The sequence below is a fragment of the Streptomyces pseudogriseolus genome (assembly GCA_002154585.1).
Lineage (GTDB): Bacteria > Actinomycetota > Actinomycetes > Streptomycetales > Streptomycetaceae > Streptomyces > Streptomyces pseudogriseolus.
In genome coordinates this window covers 1-18,403 of sequence record MUNG01000273.1, presented here as the reverse complement: position 1 = coordinate 18,403, position 18,403 = coordinate 1, and the positions used below count along the sequence as shown (strand labels likewise).

At 71.8% G+C, this 18,403-nt stretch carries 15 protein-coding genes; 3 read left to right on the top strand and 12 right to left on the bottom strand.

Going from position 1 to position 18,403, the window contains the following annotated elements; translation table 11 throughout:
* A partial coding sequence (locus CCN29_RS23075; RefSeq protein WP_143661365.1) for a sugar phosphate isomerase/epimerase family protein occupies positions 1 to 455 on the bottom strand: 455 nt, incomplete at its 3' end.
* Positions 456 to 614: 159 nt separating this feature from the next.
* The gene (locus tag CCN29_RS23070) at positions 615 to 1,661 is read right to left on the bottom strand and encodes a LacI family DNA-binding transcriptional regulator (protein ID WP_086684181.1); all 1,047 of its coding nucleotides are present in this window, start codon (positions 1,659 to 1,661) and stop codon (positions 615 to 617) included.
* A 291-nt stretch (positions 1,662 to 1,952) separates the two neighbouring features.
* Here CCN29_RS23070 and CCN29_RS23065 point away from each other — a divergent pair, with 291 nt between their 5' ends.
* From CCN29_RS23065 to CCN29_RS23055, 3 genes are read left to right on the top strand one after another with little or no spacing between them, the layout of a single operon-like run.
* A complete protein-coding gene (locus CCN29_RS23065) occupies positions 1,953 to 3,104 on the top strand; it encodes a Gfo/Idh/MocA family protein (RefSeq protein ID WP_006135388.1) in 1,152 nt (383 codons plus the stop codon).
* Positions 3,101 to 4,258, top strand: a complete 1,158-nt coding sequence (locus tag CCN29_RS23060) for a dihydrodipicolinate synthase family protein (RefSeq protein ID WP_086684178.1) — start codon at positions 3,101 to 3,103, stop codon at positions 4,256 to 4,258. Before CCN29_RS23065 ends, CCN29_RS23060 begins: the two co-directional genes overlap by 4 nt.
* A gap of 35 nt (positions 4,259 to 4,293) precedes the next feature.
* Positions 4,294 to 5,094 carry a sugar phosphate isomerase/epimerase family protein gene (locus CCN29_RS23055; RefSeq protein WP_189480870.1) on the top strand — a complete coding sequence of 267 codons (801 nt, stop codon included), beginning with the start codon at positions 4,294 to 4,296 and terminating at the stop codon, positions 5,092 to 5,094.
* A 48-nt stretch (positions 5,095 to 5,142) separates the two neighbouring features.
* On the opposite strand, the gene CCN29_RS23050 is transcribed toward CCN29_RS23055, so the two are convergent.
* From CCN29_RS23050 to CCN29_RS23005, 10 genes are all read right to left on the bottom strand, one after another.
* Positions 5,143 to 6,552 carry a DUF6177 family protein gene (locus CCN29_RS23050; protein ID WP_086684172.1) on the bottom strand — a complete coding sequence of 470 codons (1,410 nt, stop codon included), beginning with the start codon at positions 6,550 to 6,552 and terminating at the stop codon, positions 5,143 to 5,145.
* Entirely contained in the window at positions 6,549 to 10,568 is a 4,020-nt protein-coding gene (gene eccCa, locus CCN29_RS23045; RefSeq protein ID WP_086684168.1) for a type VII secretion protein EccCa, read from the bottom strand. Before eccCa ends, CCN29_RS23050 begins: the two co-directional genes overlap by 4 nt.
* A gap of 124 nt (positions 10,569 to 10,692) precedes the next feature.
* The gene (locus CCN29_RS23040) at positions 10,693 to 11,955 is read right to left on the bottom strand and encodes a CpaE/TadZ family protein (protein WP_086684165.1); all 1,263 of its coding nucleotides are present in this window, start codon (positions 11,953 to 11,955) and stop codon (positions 10,693 to 10,695) included.
* A gap of 11 nt (positions 11,956 to 11,966) precedes the next feature.
* Entirely contained in the window at positions 11,967 to 13,352 is a 1,386-nt protein-coding gene (gene eccD / locus CCN29_RS23035) for a type VII secretion integral membrane protein EccD (RefSeq protein WP_086684163.1), read from the bottom strand.
* 16 nt (positions 13,353 to 13,368) lie between these two features.
* The gene (locus tag CCN29_RS23030) at positions 13,369 to 13,632 is read right to left on the bottom strand and encodes a hypothetical protein (protein WP_006135380.1); all 264 of its coding nucleotides are present in this window, start codon (positions 13,630 to 13,632) and stop codon (positions 13,369 to 13,371) included.
* Between the two features lie 19 nt (positions 13,633 to 13,651).
* Positions 13,652 to 14,521, bottom strand: a complete 870-nt coding sequence (locus CCN29_RS23025; RefSeq protein ID WP_086684160.1) for an immunity 49 family protein — start codon at positions 14,519 to 14,521, stop codon at positions 13,652 to 13,654.
* 11 nt (positions 14,522 to 14,532) lie between these two features.
* Positions 14,533 to 17,088, bottom strand: a complete 2,556-nt coding sequence (locus CCN29_RS23020) for a hypothetical protein (RefSeq protein WP_086684157.1) — start codon at positions 17,086 to 17,088, stop codon at positions 14,533 to 14,535.
* Positions 17,085 to 17,474, bottom strand: a complete 390-nt coding sequence (locus tag CCN29_RS23015) for a DUF6507 family protein (RefSeq protein ID WP_031060161.1) — start codon at positions 17,472 to 17,474, stop codon at positions 17,085 to 17,087. Before CCN29_RS23015 ends, CCN29_RS23020 begins: the two co-directional genes overlap by 4 nt.
* A gap of 58 nt (positions 17,475 to 17,532) precedes the next feature.
* Positions 17,533 to 17,844 carry a pore-forming ESAT-6 family protein gene (locus CCN29_RS23010; protein ID WP_006135376.1) on the bottom strand — a complete coding sequence of 104 codons (312 nt, stop codon included), beginning with the start codon at positions 17,842 to 17,844 and terminating at the stop codon, positions 17,533 to 17,535.
* 42 nt (positions 17,845 to 17,886) lie between these two features.
* On the bottom strand, positions 17,887 to 18,219 hold the full coding sequence (locus CCN29_RS23005; protein WP_006135374.1) for a hypothetical protein: 333 nt from the start codon (positions 18,217 to 18,219) through the stop codon (positions 17,887 to 17,889).
* Between the last annotated feature and the right edge of the window lie 184 nt (positions 18,220 to 18,403).

Below are 18,403 nucleotides of genomic sequence, written 5' to 3'. Positions count from 1 at the left end.
ATGGCGTCCGCACCGGTGCGGTGGGAGTCGTGCGTCTCCAGCAGGATCCGTACGCCCCGGTCGGCCGCGTACTCCGCCGCCGTCCCCAGCCGCCGCGCGGCCGTCGCGTCGGCCTCCTCCGCGCTCTGCTCGTCACCGCCGCCGGGGAACACCCGGACGTACGGCGCGCCGATGTCCCGCGCGAGATCGACCAGCGCGCGGACCTCCGCGAGGACGGGTCCGTCGTCGCCGGGCGCGGCGACCCGCGCGTACCCGGCGACCCCGAGGACGTCGAGCCCGGCCGCCTTGAACGCGGCGGCCACGTCGGCCCGCTGCTCTGCGGTGAGCCCCGTGTGCACGGGCTCCTCGGGGTGGGCGCGCAGCTCGACGCCGTGGTAGCCGTGCGCGGTCGCCAGGGCCGTCACCTCGGAGAGGGGGAGGCCGGGGACACCGAGGGTGGAGAACGCCAGTTTCATGGATACGGGACTACCCCCGAGGCCCGGGACCGACTCCTCCCCGTCACTCCGGTGCCGCACAGGCGCCCTTCGGCGGTTCGCCGGGTGCGGGTACGCGGGGGGCTGGTCGCGCAGTTCCCCGCGCCCCTTGAGGGGATCATCCCCAGCCCCACCTGGGAATCAGGCCCGCGGCCCCGCCGTGGATCCCCGTACCATCAACTCCCCCCGCACCGACGTGATCCCGCCCGGTGGCGGCTCCTCGCGGCCCATCGCGATGCGGCCCGCCCGTGCCCCCGCCTCCGTGAGCGGCAGGCGGACCGTGGTCAGTGCCGGCACCGCGTCGACGCTGAACGGCAGGTCGTCGAAGCCGGCCACCGAGACGTCCTCCGGGATGCGCAGTCCCGACTCGCGCAGCGCCGCGCACGCGCCCAGGGCGACGGAGTCGTTCGCCGCGACCACGGCGGTCAACGTCGGGTCGCGGCGCAGGAGTTCCAGCGTGGCCTCGTAGCCGGACCGCCGGTCGTAGCGGCCGTGGACGGTCCACCGCGGGTCCTCCTCGATGCCGTGCGCGGCCAGCGCGGCCCGGTGGCCCTCCAGGCGGTGCCGGGTCGTGGTGCGCTCCTCGGGGCCCGCGATGTACCCCAGCCGGCGGTGCCCGAGCCGGATCAGGTGCTCGGTGAGTTCCTGCCCGCCGCCCCGGTTGTCGAAGGTCAGGGCGATCGCCCCGGTCTCCGGCGCCTGCGGCCGCCCGCACAGCACCACCCGCGTCCCGGCGTCCGTCAGCTTCCGCACCTTGGCGTCCATCGCGGCCTTGTGCTGCGCGTCCTCGACGGCCCCGCCGGTGAGCACCACGGCCGCGGCGCGCTGCCGCTGGAGCAGGGTGAGGTAGGTCAGTTCGCGCTCGGGGGAGCCCCCGGTGTTGCAGACGACGGCGAGTCTCTCCCCGCCCGCGCGCCCGCCCGGCCCGCCGATCTCCGACTGGATGGCGCTCGCCATGATCCCGAAGAACGGGTCGGCGATGTCGTTGACCAGGATGCCGACCAGGTCGGAGGTGGCGGCGGCGAGGGCGCTGGCGGGGCCGTTGAGGACGTAGTCGAGCTCGTCGACGGCCTTGAGCACCCGCTCGCGGGTGGACGCGGCCACCGGATAGTTCCCGTTCAGCACGCGCGACACCGTCGCGGGGGAGACCTGCGCGCGCGCCGCCACGTCCGCCAGGGTCACCGTCATGTCTCGTCCTCCGCCTCGCCGCCGTGCCGTCCGCCCCGTGTCGTACGCCGTCGTACACACCCACGCCCACACCGGTGGTTCCGACCAGACCTTACGGCCAATCCGTGCCGTTGTTCGCCCCCTCGAACAAGCCGGGGCCGGCGGCGGTCTTGTCCGCACGTCGTCCAGGGGCTAGCTTCGGACACGTAGAAAGCGCTTGCTGTCACGTTCACCAGTCCCGCCGCCCCTCCAGGGGCGCGTGGGGCGGGTGCGGCGTACGCGGCGCGCGGAACCGCGTACGAAGGGAACGACGTGACACGCAAGACGGTGCGCATCGCCATGAATGGTGTGACCGGACGCATGGGCTACCGCCAGCACCTCGTCCGCTCCATCCTGGCCCTGCGCGAGCAGGGCGGCCTCGACCTCGGCGACGGCACCGTGCTGTGGCCCGAGCCGGTGCTGATCGGCCGCCGCGAGCACGCCCTGAGGGCGCTCGCCGAGCGCCACGGCCTGGAGCACCTCTCCACCGACCTGGACGCGGTCCTCGCCGACGACACCGTCGACGTCTACTTCGACGCCCAGGTGACCTCCGCGCGCGAGGAGGCGATCAGGAAGGCGATCGCCGCCGGCAAGCACGTCTACACCGAGAAGCCCACCGCCACCGGTCTCGACGGCGCCCTGGAACTGGCCCGCCTGGCGAACGCGGCCGGCGTCCGGCACGGCGTCGTCCAGGACAAGCTGTTCCTCCCCGGCCTGCTCAAGCTGAAGCGCCTCGTCGACGGCGGCTTCTTCGGCCGGATCCTGTCCGTGCGGGGCGAGTTCGGGTACTGGGTCTTCGAGGGCGACTGGCAGGAGGCGCAGCGCCCGTCGTGGAACTACCGCGCGGAGGACGGCGGCGGCATCGTCGTCGACATGTTCCCGCACTGGGAGTACGTGCTCCACGAGCTGTTCGGCAGGGTGACGTCCGTGCAGGCCCTCACGGCCACCCACGTCCCGCAGCGCTGGGACGAGAACGGCAAGCCCTACGACGCCACCGCCGACGACGCCGCCTACGGCATCTTCGAGCTGGAGGGCGGCGCGATCGCCCAGATCAACTCCTCCTGGGCGGTGCGCGTCCACCGCGACGAACTGGTGGAGTTCCAGGTCGACGGCACCGAGGGCTCCGCGGTCGCCGGCCTGCGCAGCTGCCGCGTCCAGCACCGCTCCGCCACCCCCAAGCCCGTCTGGAACCCGGACGTCCCGGCCACCGAGGTGTTCCGCGACCAGTGGCAGGAGGTCCCGGACAACGGCGACTTCGACAACGGCTTCAAGGCGCAGTGGGAGCTGTTCCTGCGCCACGTCTACGCCGACGCCCCCTACCACTGGGACCTGCTGGCCGGCGCCCGCGGCGTCCAGCTCGCCGAACTGGGCCTGCGCTCCTCCGCCGAGGGCCGCCGCCTCGACGTCCCGGAGATCGCCCTGTGACCCTCCACCTCCCCGACGCGCACGGCGCCCTGCGCGCCTACGAACCCCGCACCGAGCCCCTCGCGCTCACCCCCGGCGCCCCCTTCACCTCCCGTACGGTCTTCTCGGCCGCGCACGTCGTCGCCGACCCGTACGCGGAAGTGTCCCCCGACTCACCGGCCGCCGTCGACTGGGACGCCACCCTCGCCTTCCGCCGCCACCTGTGGGCGCACGGGCTCGGGGTCGCCGAGGCGATGGACACCGCGCAGCGCGGCATGGGCCTGGACTGGGCGGGCGCGGCCGAGCTGATCCGCCGCTCCGCCGCCGAGGCGAGGGCGGCCGGCGGCCGCATCGCCTGCGGTGTCGGCACCGATCAGCTCCCCGGCGCCCCCGCGACCCTCGCCGAGGTCCGCGCGGCCTACGAGGAACAGCTCGCGGTCGTCGAGGAGTCGGGCGCGCAGGCCATCCTCATGGCGTCCCGCGCCCTCGCCGCCACCGCCCGCGGTCCCGAGGACTACCTGGAGACCTACGGCCACCTCCTCCGCCAGGCCGCCGAACCGGTGATCCTGCACTGGCTCGGTCCCATGTTCGACCCGGCGCTCGAGGGCTACTGGGGCTCGTCCGACCTGGACGCCGCCACGGACACCTTCCTCGACGTCATCGCCGCTCACCCCGACAAGGTCGACGGCATCAAGGTCTCCCTGCTCGACGCCCGGCGCGAGATCGACCTGCGCCGCCGCCTCCCGAAGGGCGTCCGCTGCTACACCGGCGACGACTTCAACTACCCCGAACTCATCGCGGGCGACGACCAGGGCTTCAGCCATGCCCTGCTCGGCATCTTCGACCCGCTCGGCCCGCTGGCCGCGGAGGCGGTCCGCGTCCTCGACACCGGCGACACGGACGGCTTCCGCGCCCTTCTCGACCCGACCGTGGAGCTGTCCCGCCACCTCTTCCAGGCGCCCACCCGCTTCTACAAGACCGGCGTGGTGTTCCTGGCCTGGCTCGCGGGCCACCAGAGCCACTTCGCGATGGTCGGCGGCCTCCAGTCCGCCCGCTCCCTGCCCCACCTGGCCCGCGCCTACGAACTCGCCGACCGCCTCGGCCTGTTCCCCGATCCGAAGCTGGCCGAGGACCGGATGAGGACCCTGCTGCACCTGTACGGAGTGACCCCGTGAGCGACCTCGACCTGACCCGCTTCAGCATCAACCAGATGACCGTCAAGCAGCTCACGCTCCCCGAACTGGCCACCGCCTGCCGTGAGCTGGGCGTCCCCGCGGTCGGCCTGTGGCGCGCGCCGGTCCAGGAGTACGGAGTGGAGGCGGCCGCCCGGCTCGTACGGGACGCGGGCCTGACGGTGACGACGCTGTGCCGGGGCGGCTTCCTCACGGCGGTCGACGCGGACGAGCGCGCGGCGGCCCTCGCGGACAACCGCCGCGCCGTCGACGAGGCGGCCACCCTCGGCACGGACACCCTCGTCCTGGTCTCCGGCGGCCTCCCGCCCGGCGCGAAGGACCTGAGGGCGGCCCGCGAACGCATCGCGGACGCGCTGACGGAACTCGCCCCCTACGCCGAGGACCACGGGGTGAAGCTCGCGATCGAGCCGCTGCACCCGATGTTCGCCTCCGACCGCTGCGTGGTGTCCACGCTCACCCAGGCCCTGGACCTCGCCGAACGCTTCCCGGCGCACCAGGTCGGCGTCACCGTGGACACGTACCACATCTGGTGGGACGACACGGCCCCCGAGGCGATCGCCCGCGCCGGCGTCCAGAACCGCATCCACACCTTCCAGCTCGCCGACTGGATCACCCCGCTTCCCGAGGGCGTCCTCAACGGCCGCGGCCAGATCGGCGACGGCGCGATCGACATGCGTCAATGGCAGGGGTACGTGGAGGCGGCCGGCTACACGGGCTCCATCGAGGTGGAGCTGTTCAACGAGGACCTGTGGGCCCGCGACGGCCGCGAACTCCTCGCGGAGACGGCACGGCGGTGGGCGGAGAACGTGGAGGTGTGAGGGGGCGCGCCGCGTCGTGAGGGGTGCGTGCGGGGCGCGCCGTCGTGGTCATCCGTCCGTGGTCGCCCCGGGCACTCCGGCCCGGAGGTGGGCGGACAGGTGGCGCAGAGTCACCAGTGCGCCGGGGTCCGAGCCGTCACCCAGCGGGTAGTGCAGGGCGGGTGCGGAGGCGGGGCCCAGAGGAACGGGACGAATGCCGACGGGCGGGCGGCGGGCGTGGGTGAGTCCGATGTCCCGCACGTCCCGTGCGCCGAGAGTGAAGGCGACGGGGACGGGCGGGGCCTGGAGGACAGGTGGCGTGGTGAGGTCGCGGGACGCCCGCCGTACCGAAACGAGCAGCGTCGTCAGACCGTGTCGCGTGACGAGGGCCTCGGCGAGCGGCGCGATCGCGTCCAGGGGCGGTTCCTCGTCCTTGCCGTAGCCGATGTGCAGGGTCACGTCCTGTTCGACTCCGGCGGTCGTGCGGGTGACCCGGATCCAGCCCAGCGCGGGACGGTCGGGACGGCCCGTCACGAGAAGGTGGGTCGGCTCGGGAGCCCGGCCGCGGGCCAGGTCGGTGAGACGACCCGGTGACCAGGGCAGGTTGACGGGCTCCGCGGTTCCCCACCCGGCAGGCGGGGATCCGGTGAGCGTGCGCCAGGCGGCTTCGACGCCTTCACCCAGGACGACGTCCTCGTTCGCGGGGACGGCCGTGCGGAAGGCCACCACGAGTTGCCGCTCGTCCGTCGGGGAGGTCCGTGTGAAGGCATCCGCGACCGTGGAGGTGCCGTCCGCGGAGAGAGCGGGTGCGAACGTGCCGTTCTGCCAGCGCAGCACCGCCCCTGACAGGCCGTCGTAGTAGCCCTGGTCCGCGTCCTGCACGACCCAGCGGTTCGGGACGTGGAGGAGGGTCGCACGGGCCGCTGCGCTGACCCGTACGTGCGGAGGGGTGACGATCTGGAGGGCGCGTTCCGACCGGGCGGTGCCCCGCAGTACGTCGGAGAGCCAGGTGGACAGGGCCAGAACGGGGCGGTCGGCGAGGACGACGGACGTGCTTCCGGTGAGGACGTCCACAACCGGCTGTCCGTCGTCCGGCGCCGCGGTGGCGGGCACCTCCACGACCTCGGTGCGAGCGGCCTGCTCGGGCCATGTGCTGCCGCCCAGGAGCAGCGCGAGGCGTCCGCACACGGACTCCGCGAGAGGCCCTGCCTGGGGGACGGCACCGGACGCCCGGACCTCGGTCCACCAGAACGGCACCGGCACGTCCCGCCCCAGCAGGCGTTCCGCCTCCCCCGCGACCTGGACCAGCAAAGGCGCCTCGACCGACACGAGGGGCCTGCCGTCGGGGGAGCACAGACGGAGCACGCCGCCCTCCGCGTCCGCCGTCACGGTCGTCTGCGGTCCGCCCGCGTAGAGACCCGCGAGAAGAGACCAGGCGTTCGGCATCTTCGGGGTGAGGGCGATCACGTCCTTGGTCACGGCGTCTCCTCCCCGGCTCCGGTCAGAGCCGTCTGGATGAGCTGATGGCGGCGGCCGCGGCGGACCAGGGTGCCGCGGCCGGGCGGTTGCTGCGTGGCGTACAGGCCGGGGAAGAGCTGGCCTTCGGACCGGTCCCCGGTCATCACCAGAGCGGTGCCGCCTGTCTCCCGCAAGGTGGTGAGCAGCGGCTCGTACAGCGCGCGGGAGGCACCCGCGGCGCGCCGGGTCAGGACGAAGTGCAGCCCTATGTCCTGGGCGGAGGAGACGTAGGGCAGGAAGGGGGAGAGCGGCTGCTGTCCCGCGGTGGTGAGGATGTCGTAGTCGTCGACGAGGATCACGATCCGGGGTCCCTGAAAGGCGGGCTCGCCCGTCTCGGGGGCGTCCGGGTCGGCGGTCTCCGGCATCCGCTTCTGCAGTTCACCGGCGATGCCGGTGGAAAGCGCCGCGGCCAGCGTGGCGTTGTGGGCGTAGCCGCCCCGGTAGGGCTCGGGGACGACTCCGCGCAGTCCGCGACGAGGGTCGAACACCCCGAACACAAGTTCCTCGTCCGAGTAGCGGTCGACCAGTCCGGAGACGATCAGCTTCAGCAGGTTCGTCTTGCCGCATTCGTTGTCCCCGAGCACCATCAGGTGCTGGTCGCTCCCGAAGAGGTCCAGGAGAACGGGCGCGAGCGCGTCCTGATCGAGTCCGAGAGGTATGCGCGCCGGTTCCGCCACGGGCGACGGGAGCCGGGTCGCCGGCAGCCGTGCGGGCAGCACACGCACCGGGGCGGCGGGTTCCCCGTGCCAGTTGGCACGGACGGCCCGGCACGCCTCATCGAGGGCCGGGCCCAGATCACCGGTGGCGGGCGAGCCGTCCAGCCGGGGCAGGGCGGCCTGGGCGAACAGCTTGCCGTCGGTCAGTACCCGTCCGGGCACGTCCGGCGAGAGCGTCTGGGAGAGCTTGCGGTCGACGGAGGAGTCGGCGGAATCGTTCAGCCGGAGCTCCACGCGGGTCCCGAAGAGCGACTGGGCGGCGATACGCACGTCGTTCCAGCGGAGCATGCCGGCCACCACGTGGATGCCGTACCCGCCACCCCGCTTCAGCAGGTCCGCGACCGGCTCGTCGAGGTCGGCGAAGTCGTCGCGCAGGGCCCCGAACCCGTCGACGACGAGGACGACGTCCGTGGAGCCGAGCTGAGGCAGCTTTCCCTGGGCGCGGAGGCCGCGGAGCTGGTCGACGGAGTCGATGCCGTGCTCGCGGAAGACGGTTTCGCGCTCGTCGAGCATGGCGCGTACCTCGGCGACCGTGCGGGCGGCGCGTTCGCGGTCGGCCCGGCCCGCGACACCGCCGACGTGGGGCAGGCCCGCCAGCGCCGACAGCCCCCCGCCGACCAGATCCAGTCCGTACACCGCCACGTCACGCGGGGTGTGGGTGACCGCCAGGCTCAGCACCAGGGTGCGGAGGAGCGTGGTCTTGCCGGACTGAGGGCCACCGATCACCGCCACATGACCGCCGGCCGTGGTCAGATCCAGCACCCACTGCCCCTGCCACTGCCGGGCGGGATCGTCCAGCACGCCGAGCGGCACCCGCATCCCGGCCGTGGCACGCGCCACATGCAGCCCGCGTTCGGAGACTTGCGTCGGGCCGGCGGCCGCGTCCAGGGTGACGGCGTCCGGCAGGGGCGGCAGCCAGATGCGGCGCACGGCGGGTGCGGCGTCGGTGAGCCGGTCGACCATGAGGGACAGCACGGTCGGGCCGGTTTCCTTGCGGGCGGTGGCGGGCTCCTCCTCGCGCTCCTCCGCCCGCTCCTGCGTGTTGAAGACCGGGTAGGGAAGGACGAGCGGCTCGTCGGGCCGCTGTTCCAGCGCGGCCGGGCCGTGGTGGGCGCCGGAGACGTACCCGGCCTTGAACCGCTCGTAGGTCGAGGTGTCCACCTTCAGGTAGCCGAAACCGGGCAGGGGCGGGAGATGGAAGGCGTCCGTCGTGTCGAGGACGGTGCGGGACTCGTCGGCGGAGAAGGTGCGCAGGCCGAGCCGGTACGACAGGTAGGTGTCCAGGCCCTTGAGCTTGCCGCTCTCGATGCGCTGGCTGGACAGCAGCAGATGCACCCCGATGGACCGGCCGATGCGTCCGACGGACAGGAACAGGTCGATGAAGTCCGGCTTCGCTGTCAGCAGTTCGCCGAACTCGTCGATGACGACGAACAGGTGGGGGAGCGGTTCGAGATCGGGCCTGGTCGTGGCGCGCAGCTCGGCGTAGTGACCGATGTCCGGCACGTTGCCGGCGTCCTTCAGGACCTGCTGGCGGCGCTTGACCTCCCCGGCGAGGCTGGTGTGGACGCGTTCGACGAGCCCGGCCTGGTTCTCAAGGTTCGTGATCATCCCCGCTGTGTGCGGGAGTCCGGCGAACGGGGCGAAGGTGGCGCCGCCCTTGTAGTCGACCAGGACCAGCGCCAGGTCCTCGGGCGGGTGCGTGGCCGCCAGGGCGAGGACCAGGGTGCGCAGCAACTCGCTCTTGCCCGAACCGGTCGCGCCCACACACAGGCCGTGCGGGCCCATGCCGAGCTGGGAGGACTCCTTCAGGTCCAGCAGCACCGGTTCGTGGCGGTCCGTGAGACCGATCGGCACGCGCAGGAAGTCCCGTTCGGTGCGTGGCTTCCACAGGACGGACAGGTCGAGGTCGGAGGGGTCCGTGATGCCGAGAAGCAGAGGGAAGTCGACCGGCCCGGTGACAGGACTGCCTTCGGCGACGGACTCGGGGGACAGCCGCAACGGGGCGAGCATCCGCGCCACGCCCTCGGCGAAGGAGGGGGCGACCGGGTCGACGGTGCCCTCCGCGACGGCGCTTCCCAGCCCGTCGGCGGACGGTTCGGTGGCGACGGTCGCGCGCAGGTTCTCCACGGTCACACGATCACCGTGCACGGTGATCCGCACCGAGACCTCGTCCGGCTCGTGCACCTGCTCCTCCAGCAGATGCACCACGGTGACCCCCATGTCCGCCGGCCCCACCGCCGAGTCCGGGCGGGGCAGTTCGACGGCCGGTTCGCCGTGGCCGTCGACGATCACCAGCATCCGGGACGCGAGCCGCAGCGCGTTCCGGTCCGCCAGACCGCGCCGCACCTCTGCCGCATAGACGGCCCTTCGCCCCAGCTCGTGCCGCAGACCTCCCGCGAGCTGCCGTGGATCGGGTGCGATGCGCCGTGCGGGCACCGGGCCGTCGTGGGCCCCCGGATCCAGCACATGCGGCAGCCACTTCGCCCACTCCCAGTCGGCCTGCCGCTCGCCGGGGACGGCCAGGGCGAGCGCGACGTCGTCGGGCGCATGCGTCACCGCCGTCTGCACCAGCAGCGCCCGCGCCACCTTCAGCACGTCCTCCCTGGACCCGATGACGCTGACGTCGGCGGCCCGGTCCAACGGAACGGTCACCGGCATGTCGGTGACCGTGGAGAAGCGGCGCTGCAGTGCGCGGGCCTCGTTCAGCATGAACGGGTCCGGGGGTGTCAGCACCCCTCCGCTGCCGCTCTGCTGGATCACCGGTCCCTGTACCGGTACGTCACCCAGGCCGACGCGCACCCGCAGGAAATCAGAGTCCTGACGGCGTCGCTCCCACAGCCGGGCCGGGTCGCGCACGACGTCGTACAGCGCGTCCGGCGACGGGTTCAGCTCGCGCTCCGCGTCCCTCAGCCTCTGTTCAGCGCTGCCGAGTTCCTCGCGCATCTCCTCCAGATACTCGAGGTATCGCTCACGCTGCGTGCGCCGGGTCCGCTGGGCCTTGCCGCGCTGCGAGAGGAACAGCGCGACGGCCCCGATCAGGGCGAAGACGAGCACGACGGCACCCACCACCGCGAACCGGCTGTTGCGGATCACGGTCATCATGATCACCGAGCCCATGACTCCGGCCATCGGCAGCAGGGCCGTGGCCGCGTTGCCGATCTTTCCGTCCGGGAGGTTGGGCGGGGCCTCGACCTGGCGTGGCTCGACCGGCTCGGCGGGACGGGTACTGCGAGCGGGCCGGTGGACGATGCTCAGGGTCACGGGCGGACTCCTCCGGAGCGGGTCGTGACGGAAGAGGAACGGGGTTCGGCGGCGGAAGGAAAGAACGCCCTGCCGGGAAGCGGAAGGGTCCCGGGCGTTTCGGTGCGCATGGTCGGACCGGTGCTCAACGCACCCTCACCGCACGCCCCATCACCTCGGCGGTGAGACGCAGGACGGCCTCCTGCGTCGTAAGCGCCAGAAGGTCGGTGCGGATGGGACCACCTCCGGCCAGATGCCGGTCGTACGGCACGGTGACGACGGTGACACCGGCTTCCTTGAGATGCCCCACGGCGGCCTTGTCGTCCAGCACCATGTCGGGACTGCCGGCGACCAGCGCCACGACGGTCGTCGCCAGGGCGGAGTGCGGCAGCCTGGCCAGCCAGTCCAGGACCTGCCGCGTGGCGCCCACACCCTCCGCGGTGGTCGGCGCGACCACCACCCGGGCATGCGCGGTGTCCATGGCCGTGCGGGCCACCTCGCCGGGCAGCGTCTCGCAGTCGACCACGGTGACGGCGAAATAGCGGCGCAGCGCCAGCGTCACCTTGCGGTACGACATCACGTCCAGGGGCGCGCCGACCTGGCCCCGGCCGGCCGGCAGCAGCCAGCCGCCGTCCGACACCGGCACCAGATACCCGGTCACGTCGGTCAGCTGCATGGAAGGGTGCAGGACGGGCGCGAGGTCGGCGCACGTCCACCGCACGGACTCGGCACCCATCCGAACCGGCAGGGTGCCGAGCGCGGCGTCCGCCTCCAGGGTGAGCACCGGGTCGTGCCGGTAGTGATTCAGCGTGCGCCCGAGCAGTGCGGTGACGGTGGACTTGCCGACCCCGCCACGGATCGAGGTGACGGCCACGACCCGGCCCGTGGTGACCGGCTGCTGCACCTCACGGGCGATCCTGGTCCGCTCGGCGACGTCCTGCGCCACCGACGAGGTGAGCTTGCGCAGCGCCCGCCCCGTCCGCCGGCTCACCGAGTCGCCGTGCAGGGGACGCCCCAGGGCCAGCAACAGGCGGGGGTCGAGGGTGGGGGCCGACTCGGGAGCGGGAGCCGTGGGGAGGTGCGGGCCGGACACGGGACCCGGAGACGGTGCGGGCCGCCTCGGAACAGGCTCCGGGGCATGGCGTGAGCCGGGTACCGGGTGCGCGGGACTGTCCGGTACGGCCGGTGCCTCGGGCTCGGTCGCGCCCTCGGTGCCGGTGGGCGTGGAGGGCGCGGGGTGGACCAGCCGCAGCGAGGGCTCACCGGGCGGAGCGGTGTCGCGTGGCCGGACGGGGCCGGTCCCGGCCGTGTCCCGGCCGCCTTCTCCGGCGCTGCCGAGCTCACGCAGGACGTCCTGCTGCCAGTCACCGCCGGCGTCGTGCGACTGCGGCTGCTCCCGCTGCGTCATGCGCCGCCCTCCTAAGCGAAGGTGTCGAGCAGTCGCCCGTACACACCGAACACGCCGACGAGCAGGGGGAGAAGTGCCAGGACGCCCACCGACTCGAGCAGGTCCCCGGCCCTCCGCAGCCGCACCCGCACATGCTCGGCCGGCTGGACGGCGAGGACCACGAGAGCCAGCAGCGCCAGCAGGACGAGAACCGACAGTGGCGCCGCGGCAGGGGCATGGTCCGCCCACACCGCCAGCAGCCGTACGCCGACGCCGATGCCGGCGATCAGCAGGACGACCACCTCGGCGATCAGAGGGAAGGCACGGGCGCGCAGGGGCAGGACCACCGCGACGACCGCGGCCAGCGGCACCGTCCACACGGAGGGGGAACGCAGCGCGAGCACGGCGGCCACCACGGCGGACGTGGCCACGGTGACCGTGGCCAGCACCAGCCCGCGGTGGGCGGCGGCAAGGGCGGTGGACACATGGTGGCGGCTGACGGACATACCGCCGGCACGCCGGTCGTCGAGACCGGTGAGCCCGGACGCCGCCAGCGCGAGTCGTGGCAGGACCCCCAACGCCACGACACAGACGACGGCCAGCACAGCACCGACCCGCGCCTGTTGCTCCGCCGTGCCGGCACCGGACTGCACGGCGACGGCGGCCTCCCAGACGGCCGTCGTGACGGCCACCGCGCCGGCTCCGACCGTCCCGCCTCGCCCCAGCGGGGTGAACAGGCCCAGCAGGAGCAGCGTCGCCACCGTCACGGCGGCCACCGCGGTGAGCCGCACCGCGCCGGTCGAGGACCCCGTGAGGGTGTCGGCCAGGCTCCACGCACCGAGCACGCCGAGCGCCCCGCCGGCGCTCAGAAGGGCGGTCGCGAGACCGTGCCGGCGTGCCCGGCCCAGAACCGCTCCCGCGGCCGCGGCCACGCCGGCCACGGCGAGCAGGGCTCCCGCGACGGCCGAACGGTCGTAGTGCGCACGTGCGAACAGGGCGGCGACGACCAGCAGGGCAACGCTCGCGAGACCCGCCGTCGTCCGCCGGGCGGACGGTCCCCACACCCATGTCCGGTGGCCCAGGTCCCGGGCCACCTCGTCGCTGACGTCATGGACGACGGGGGCGGGCGGGGCGTCCTCGGCACGGACGAGACGCAGGACGGCGCCGTCGCGCACGCCCGCCGACTCGAGGGTGCTGTCGTGGTCGAGCGCGGAGCCGTCCACCGTGACGAGATGACGGGACGCGGGCCGCCCGTTCACGCGGTCGTCCAGCAGCCGCATGATCTCCGGCAGCAGGATGCCGACCGGCTCCCGCGCGGGCAGCACCAGATCGACTCGGCGTCGCTCACCGACGAGCGTGACCCGGCTCAATATCGCCGGACCACCGGCTGTCTCCCTGCTCAGAGCCCCCACAGACATCACGTTCGCGAACCTATCACCGGCTTGTATGACTACTGGAGGGAGTGGGGCCGCCGCCGGAGTAGGGGTCCTGCCCCATCAGCCGGTGTGACACGAACGACCACCCGACGCAGCCCGCGCACAGCACAGCCGCGATCACCATCCCGGCGATCACCCTGCCCACCCGCTCGTCCAGGGTCCGCCGCTGCCGCTGCGTCCCGAACACCAGGGCGTCCCGAAGCCGCCGCCGGCGCACGGCGACGGACTCGAGAAGCTGGCTGTCGTAATCCTGAGCGGTCATGGTGCCGCGTCACCTCGTGTCACGTGGGGAACTCGCCGAGCCAGCTGCGCTTGAGCAGGTGCTCGGGGAGGTATTCGGACTCGACTTCGATGGGCCGCCCGGCGTCGTATGCGAGGCAGGTGAGGGCGAGGAGGGCAAGCGGGACATCTCCGTCTGCGGTCTCCTGGCGTTCCTCGTTCGCCGTCCAGTACTCACGGTGCAGTTCGAGGGACTGCACCAGCGTTTCGTTGAACTTGTCCGCATCTCGGCTGAGGAAGCGGAAGAAGAGATTGACCGGCGGGTAGAGCACCTTGAGTGCCGTCTCGCGGTCCATGAACCGCATCCGCTCGGGGGCGGTTCCCTCGAATGCGGCAGTGAGCTTCTCACCGAGACCGGGGCGTTCCAGCCAGTAGGTCTGCAGCGTATCGACCCAGTCGTAGATGTACTCCTCGAAAACGGCGCCGGAGGCACGCAGGGTGTCGACGGACACCTGGCACAGCTGGGTCATACGGGTCTGATCCCGGCAGATCACCGCGAGCCAAAAGGCATCGAGCCATGTGCCGGCGTCCGTGAAATCAGTGACGCCGACGGCAGGGATCGTCCGCGTCTTGTGCGCGATGACGCACTCGACGGTGGACCCTGCGGGAGCGGTGGCAGAGGCGAACAGGGCCGATCCGACCTGCATCGCCATGACCCAGGCCTCCCAGGTTTCCAGCTTCTCAGCGGTGGGATCGAGGGAACATTGAAGCTTGGCCGTGTGCACGGCAGTGTCGAAGGTCCTTCCGAGACCTTGAGGTCGCTCCTCGAGGCGCTCGATGTCCTTGAGTGTGTCCTCGTTGTACTCCTGCCTGAGATCGTCCGGGTTCGGGTGGCCGATTGCCTCGGCGGGTCGGGAGACGCGGATCGGCATGGACGGCTTTCTCATTTCGTGAGGTTGAACGACTTCATCTGGTATCCAGCGTATTGGGGGCCGTCGAAGTCAGCTTTGACGAGGATGTAATCGACCTTCCCTGCGTCGAGGGCGGCTTCCAGATCACGCGCCAGGGCCCGCTCGGCCCTGGCCTGCTCCAGAAGACCAGCCTTCTTCTGCTTCGCGGCTCGCTTCTCCATCTCTTTCAGGATGGTTTCGAAGTACTCCCGCGTCCCCTGCGTCACCAGTCGCCCGCTATGTCCCTTACGTACACCAAGCACGGCCTTGGTCGACCCCTTGGCCTCCACCACGACGTACCGTCCGTCGGGTGTCCTGTAGACCTGGTCGAACCGGTTGTTCCCGAAGGCGCCGTCGTCCAGGCGTACCGCACCGGGGTAATGCTCGGGGACCGCATGCCGCTCGGCGGCGTACTCGCCCAGAAGCTCGCTCTGCCGGTTCGCGTCGCCGTGGAGGGGTGAGTGCGTCTCGTCGGCCAGATCCCTCGCTGCCGCCAGTTCGTCCGTGGGGTTGGCGGCGTAGGCCTTCTCCGCGGCGGCGAGGGCCTTCTCGGCTGCCTTGTCCGCCTTGACGGCCGCATCTCGCCGGGCGGCCTGTTCGTCGAGGTGACGCAGGGTGTCGTCGGGAACGCCCGACCGCGTGCCCACGACGGGGTCCTCGTGGACGTAGTGCTCCTTGATGGCCGGCGGCATGTCGGTCTTGGCGATCCACTCGGGCGGCGCGAAGGGATTGCGGGTCAGCTGGGGCACGGCTTGGCCGTAACCGCCCTCGGCGGACGTGGAGCGCCGGTACCCGTTCTCGCGGTAGTGGTCCTTGAACCACTGGGGGTCGGTGTTGGCCCGCTCGATCTGCTGGCGCATGATCTCGCGCTCGACGTCCAGGGGGTCGCGACTGGCGGAAGGGGAGCCGTTCGAGCCGTCTCCGCCCCCGTGGCCGCCACCCGCCCCGCCGTGCTGGGCCTGGACCCGCCCGCCGTCGGCCGCGTCACCGCCCGCGTGTCCGTCGCGGCCAGAGGAGTGGCCCCCGGTGTCATGTGCCGGCACGGTGTCCGAGCCGCGGGCCCCCGCGTGCTCACCGACGTGAGCGGTCGGCGGCGTGTGTCCGCCGCCCCGAGCAGTAGCGTCGCCGACTGCGTGGACGCCCGCCCGCTCACTCGCGCCGACCAGCGCACCCTCCTCGTGCGGCAGGCTCCGCTCCAGCAGCTCCCGGTCCGCCGCCGACAGTTCCACCTTCGCCGGCGCCGCCGTCCCGTCCGCGCGGACGACCGTGCCGTCGTCCAGGTTGAGCCGGGTGCCGTCCGGCCACTCCACGACGTTGTCATGGATGACCGGCGTGTCGTCGGTGACCCGGACCACGGTGCCGTCCGGCTGGACCCGCCCCGCGCCGGAGGCCAGGTCGGCGTACGCTCCGGCGTTCACGGTGCGCAGGTTGGCGAAGAGGTCGGACACCTTGACGGTGCCGAACTTCGCGGCCTTGCCGAGATACGTCATCGGGTCGACCAGACGCGCCGTCCTGCCGAGGGCGCCGACCGTGCGGGCCACCGCTCCGCCCTTGGCCGCCGCCCCGGCCCCTCCGGTGAACACCGTCGTCAGCACGTTGAAGGTGACGGCGCCGCCGGCCCGGGCGGGGTTGTCGCCCCACTGGTCCCAGGCGACCAGCGCCTTGCCCGCCTCCTTCACCGTGTTACGGGAATCGCGCAGATAGGACGGCAGCTTGTCCTCGGGCATCGTCCAGTACGCGATGCCGACGACCGGTACCGCGGTGATGACCAGGCCGGTGGCCAGCTTGCCGAGCCCCTTCCAGGCCTCGCCCGCGGCGTCCCAGCCGTCCACCCCGACGAGAGTGCCGAGACCACGGATCGTCCCCCACACCCCGTCGACCACGAACCCCTTGCCGAACTCCAGCAGTTGGTGACCCAGCCAGTCCAGCCCGTGCCGCTCCTTCTCCACCGTGCTGCCCCAGGGCAGTTCCTGCGACTGGTTCAGCATGTCGGCGGTGAAACCGTAGGTGGTGGTCCCCTTCTTCAGCAGCCGCTTTTCCGCGCCGTCCTCGAGGATCAACGTCGAACCGCCCACCAGCGCGGTGATCTTGTTGTGGCAGGTGATCTCCGCCTGCCAGAAGGCGGCCGTGGTGGCGTTGACGTCGTGTATCAGGTCGTTGTTGAGCTGGACGTTGTCCTCGTCCTCGCGCCAGTCGTCGTCCCCGGCGATCTGCTGCCGGAAGGTCTCCGCCCGCTGTTTGAGGCTTCTCAGCTTGGCGACGAGCGGCTGGACCTCCGCCTCGTAGGTGCCGAGGGCCGCCGCGACCTGCTCCAGGTCGTCGGCGAACTCGTCCGACTTGGTGGCGACGGGCGCCGTCGTCGCGAACAGCTGCTCCGCCTCCGGAGCCGAGTAGCACGCCGACAACCCCTGGAAGCGCGTGTGCACGTCCGAGCCGGACTGGCGGAAGGTGAGGGCATCAGCCGTCAGCAGCATCGTGTCGATGCCGAGTTGCTCGAGGTCCCCCGTGAACTGCGGGATGTTCTGCGGGTCGATGGGGCTGGTGCTCACCGGCCCCCCTGCTGTCCGTCCACGCCCGGCAGGTCGATCTTCGGCTCCTTGAGAGCGTTCGCCTGCGCCTGCGCCGCCATCTCGAGGTCACCTCGGACGTACGCGTTGGTCGCGGTGGCCGCGCCGTCGAGCGAGTTCGAGGTGCGCACCGCGATGTACTTCAGCCTCTTCGCATGGGCGTTGAAGAACTCGGCGAGCGCCGAACCGACCGGTCCCTGTACTCCGCTCTTCTCCACACCGCCCTGCTGAATCGTTCCCGCGGAAGCGGCCGCGCTCGGCAGGTTCTCCTGAAGCGCCTCGCCGATCGTGCCCAGGCTCTCGGCTGCCTTCGCCGTTTCCGTGAGGACGTGCTGCACTCCGGACGGCGAGATGTCCCACCCCGTCATGATTCCCCGTGCTCCCCTGTGCCGTTGTCCCGTCGTCGCGCCACGGACGCCACGCGCGTCAGCCGATGTTGTCGACCGCTGCCCGAGCCTTCGCCATCGTCGCCTGCGCCGTCCCGTCGTTGTCCTCGAGGGTCGTGCGCAGAAGCTGGATGATGCTGCGCACCTCGTTGGCCGCACGGTTCCAGCGCTGTTCCTTGCCGTGGTACTCCTCGGAGACGCCATCGGCCTGGAAGTCGGCCATGGCGGCCTTCACGGCCTTGTCGCGGTCGGCGAGCACAAGCTCCAGCTGCCCGATGATGCCTTGCAGACCGCCCTGCACCTCGCTCGAGGCGCCGGTGTCGTAGGAGCGGCGGTCCTGGTTCTGGGCCATGATCTTCCCCTGTCGTTGCGCGAGCGGTGTTCTGGCGGCGGGTCAGCGTGCGCCGAAGCGGGCCGCGTCGAAGTTGGCGGCGCCCATGTTCTTGTGGGCGTTGTCCTGCTGTTCGCTCTCACCGGTGGTGAACGCGGTGTCCATGCCGCCCTGTCCTTCGAGGATCGCGCTCAGGGACTCGTTGAGCGCGGCCGTGATCTCGTCGGCGCGCAGCTTGAAGGAGTCGAAGGCGACCTTGCCCGAGCCGTTGAACTTGCCCTCCAGGGGCTGGGCCGCCTGGATGAGCCGGCGAATGAGCACACCCAGGTCGGTGCTCGACCCCATCGTGTTCTTGCCGAGATCCGACAGGGTCGTGGACCCCATGTCGAACTTCACGTGTGTCACCCCCGTGCGTCACATACATCTCAGACCTGATCGAACATGTTGTCGCACACCGCGTTGCGCGCGCAACGCAGAACATCACCGTGTGACACGATCCGGACACGGCAGCGGCTTTCCGAGGGCAGCGCGGTCCGCCCGCTTCGACAGCCGGAAGAAAAACTCCCCACCCGTACAACCC

Bases quoted from the DNA above. Each gene is read 5' to 3' on its own strand.
- CCN29_RS23070 (WP_086684181.1), bottom strand. From the start codon at position 1,661: ATGACGGTGACCCTGGCGGACGTGGCGGCGCGCGCGCAGGTCTCCCCC.
- CCN29_RS23055 (WP_189480870.1), top strand. From the start codon at position 4,294: ATGACCGTCAAGCAGCTCACGCTCCCCGAACTGGCCACCGCCTGCCGT.
- CCN29_RS23040 (WP_086684165.1), bottom strand. From the start codon at position 11,955: ATGACGCAGCGGGAGCAGCCGCAGTCGCACGACGCCGGCGGTGACTGG.
- eccD (WP_086684163.1), bottom strand. From the start codon at position 13,352: ATGTCTGTGGGGGCTCTGAGCAGGGAGACAGCCGGTGGTCCGGCGATA.
- CCN29_RS23030 (WP_006135380.1), bottom strand. From the start codon at position 13,632: ATGACCGCTCAGGATTACGACAGCCAGCTTCTCGAGTCCGTCGCCGTG.
- CCN29_RS23025 (WP_086684160.1), bottom strand. From the start codon at position 14,521: ATGCCGATCCGCGTCTCCCGACCCGCCGAGGCAATCGGCCACCCGAAC.
- CCN29_RS23015 (WP_031060161.1), bottom strand. From the start codon at position 17,474: ATGACGGGGTGGGACATCTCGCCGTCCGGAGTGCAGCACGTCCTCACG.
- CCN29_RS23010 (WP_006135376.1), bottom strand. From the start codon at position 17,844: ATGGCCCAGAACCAGGACCGCCGCTCCTACGACACCGGCGCCTCGAGC.